Consider the following 2,479-nt stretch of genomic DNA (forward strand, 5'->3'; position numbering starts at 1 on the left):
TGTCATTCGGCTTGCAATATTGACCCCCTAAGCCGGGGGATCGGCGTCCAAAATTGACCCCCTACAGATAGGTCTGTTGCGCTGCCTGCTTTGGAATGAAGCAGGTGGTCGGGGATGCTGGTCGTGGAGACGATTGCGCGGATACGGCGCGAGCACTTCATCAAGGGCAAGACGATCAAGGAGATCGCCCGCGACCTGAAGGTGTCTCGGAACACGGTCCGGAAGGTGCTGAGGTCGGGAGAGACCTCGTTCGAGTATGAGCGGTCGGTGCAGCCGCGGCCAAAGCTGGGGCGATGGGCATCGGAGCTCGATGGGTTGCTGTCGGCGAACGCGGTCAAATCCGCACGTGAACAGCTGACGTTGATCCGGATCTTCGAGGAACTGCGCGGCCGAGGTTATGACGGCGGTTACGATGCTGTACGGCGTTACGCCCGGCAGTGGAGCAAGGAGCGCGGCCAATCGACAGCGGCGGCCTACGTTCCGCTGAGCTTTGCGCCAGGCGAAGCCTACCAGTTCGACTGGAGCCACGAGGTGGTGCTGTTGAGCGGCACCACGGTGATGGTGAAGGTCGCCCACGTCCGGCTCTGCCACAGCCGCATGCTGTTCGTGCGGGCCTATCCGCGGGAGACGCAGGAGATGGTGTTCGACGCCCACGACCGGGCGTTTGCCCTGTTCAAGGGCACCTGCAGCCGCGGCATCTACGACAACATGAAGACCGCGGTGGAGACGATCTTCGTCGGCAAAGGACGCCTCTACAATCGCCGCTTCATGCAGATGTGCAGCCATTACCTGGTCGATCCGGTTGCCTGCACGCCAGCGTCGGGCTGGGAGAAAGGCCAGGTCGAGAACCAGGTCGGGCTGGTCAGGGAACGCTTCTTCACGCCGCGGCTGCGGTTCAAAAACCTCGACGAGCTGAACGCCTGGCTGCTCGACAAATGCATCGCCTACGCCAAGGCACATCGCCATCCGGAGCTGGCCGACCAGACGATCTGGGAGGTGTTCGAAGCCGAACGACCCAAGCTCGTTCCCTATGCCGGCCGCTTCGACGGCTTCCATGCGGTGACGGCATCGGTCTCGAAGACCTGCCTGGTGCGCTTCGACAACAACAAGTACTCGGTCGCAGCCAGCGCAGTCGGACAACCGGTCGAGGTCCAGGCCTATGCCGATCGCATCGTGATCCGTCAGGATGGGCGCATCGTTGCCGAGCACCCGCGATCCTTTGGCCGCGGTGAGACGACCTACGATCCCTGGCACTATGTGCCGGTGCTCGCCCGCAAACCCGGCGCCTTGCGCAATGGCGCTCCCTTCAAGGACTGGGTGCTGCCGGCCGCGATTGAGCGGATCAGGCGCAAGCTTGCCAGCACCGACGATGGCAATCGGCAGATGGTCGACATCCTCAACGCGGTGCTGACCGATGGTCTGCCGGCGGTGGAAGCCGCCTGTACCGAAGCGATCGGCCACGGCGTCCACTCCGCCGACGTCGTACTCAACATCCTGGCCAGGCAACGCGAACCCGCTCCTCCGGCCAACATCATGACGCCGGCCGCACTGACGCTCCGCCATGCGCCGATCGCCGATTGTGCCCGCTACGACAACCTCCGGAGGACCATCTGATGGAACGAACTCAAATCTTCGACCTCATGGGCGAACTCAAGCTGTACGGCATGAAGGCTGCCTTCGACGAGATCATGGCAACTGCCGTCAAGCGCCAGCATGAACCTCAGCGCATTGTCGGAGACCTGCTCAACGCCGAGATCAACGAGAAGCAGGCCCGGTCGATCAAGTACCAGCTCACCATCGCCAAACTGCCGCTCGCCAAGGATATCGCCGACTTCCAGTTCGACGGAACGCCGATCAACCAGACGCTCGTCAATGATCTTGCTGACGGTGGCTTCATCGCTCAGCAACGCAACGTCGTCCTGGTCGGCGGCACCGGCACTGGCAAAACCCACCTGGCCATTGCAATCGCCAGGAGCTGCATCAGATCAGGTGCCCGTGGCCGCTTCTACAATGTGGTCGACCTCGTCAACCGCCTCGAGACCGAGACCCGCAGCGGACGGCAGGGCCGGCTTGCCGAGCATCTGACCCGGATGGACTTCATCGTCCTGGACGAACTCGGATATCTGCCCTTCGCCCAGTCCGGCGGCCAGCTTTTGTTCCATCTCGTCAGCCGCCTCTACGAACGCGCCTCCGTCATCGTCACCACCAATCTCGCCTTCGGCGAATGGCCGAGCGTGTTCGGCGATGCCAAGATGACCACCGCGCTGCTCGATCGGCTGACCCACCACTGCGACATCGTCGAGACCGGCAACGACAGTTGGCGATTCAAAAGCCGAGACGACGATCACATCACCCGCGCTCGTCTCGCCTCCGCTATCCCGACCAGCTCCGACGAGACGAGCGCTACCGCCAAACCCCGCCGCTCGAAGGGGTCAAAATTGGACGCCGATGAGGGGTCAAATTTGCAAGCCGATTGACA

General features: G+C 62.6%; 1 protein-coding gene and 1 pseudogene. Both read left to right on the forward strand.

Annotated features, from left to right (window positions below):
• Window positions 1-114: 114 nt before the first annotated feature.
• Window positions 115-1,717 (forward strand): annotated as a pseudogene (istA, locus tag JQ616_RS39160) (IS21 family transposase).
• A complete protein-coding gene (gene istB / locus JQ616_RS39165; RefSeq protein ID WP_212023525.1) occupies window positions 1,614-2,477 on the forward strand; it encodes an IS21-like element helper ATPase IstB in 864 nt (287 codons plus the stop codon). The pseudogene istA and the gene istB overlap by 104 nt, the downstream one beginning before the upstream one ends.
• Window positions 2,478-2,479: the final 2 nt, after the last annotated feature.

It is taken from the genome of Bradyrhizobium tropiciagri, assembly GCF_018130545.1.
In the GTDB taxonomy this organism is placed as follows: domain Bacteria; phylum Pseudomonadota; class Alphaproteobacteria; order Rhizobiales; family Xanthobacteraceae; genus Bradyrhizobium; species Bradyrhizobium tropiciagri_A.